Annotated in this window: 1 protein-coding gene; it reads left to right on the forward strand. The window is 63.1% G+C overall.

Going from position 1 to position 580, the window contains the following annotated elements; translation table 11 throughout:
- A partial coding sequence (locus OOZ63_RS29005) for a Fic family protein (RefSeq protein ID WP_266009347.1) occupies positions 1 to 580 on the forward strand: 580 nt, incomplete at both ends.

Genomic DNA, 580 nt, shown 5'->3' on the forward strand with positions numbered 1-580 from the left:
CCTGACAAGCCGATGGAGGATGCGCTCCTCGCGCTGAATCACAAGCTGGCAGGCCAGTACCTGTGGGATCACCGTGAGTTGTCGATGGAGACGGTGTGCGCGATGCACGACCTCCTGACAGACGACCACGGGATCATGGCGGAGGGTGAGTCGGACCACTTCCTGCCTAAGGTGCAACGTGGGCGGCCTCGAGAGTTCGAAGACGTGAACCTGGCGAACTCCGCCTACATTCCGCCCTTCCGTCCTGGCACAGGTCACGCCCAGGCAGTGCTCCAGCAGATCATCGACACCTCCAAGGGGCTCCCGCCGGTGGAGGCTGCGGTGTACCTGCTGACGCGGATCGCCTACGTGCAGTCGTTCGCGAACGGCAACAAGCGCACCTCGCGCATCGCGGCCAATGCGCCACTGCTCGCGGCGGGTTTGGCGCCCTTCTCCTTCGTCGACATCAACAAGGCCAGCTACATCCGAGGCATGGCGGCCTTCTACGAACTGGGCTCCTTGCATGTCATCGAGCAGGCTTTCATTGAAGGCTACGCGCGATCGATCGTGCGTAGCAGCAACCTGCCGGCCGCACTGCGAA

The sequence above is a fragment of the Paucibacter sp. PLA-PC-4 genome (genome assembly GCF_026241155.1).
GTDB lineage: Bacteria > Pseudomonadota > Gammaproteobacteria > Burkholderiales > Burkholderiaceae_C > Roseateles_E.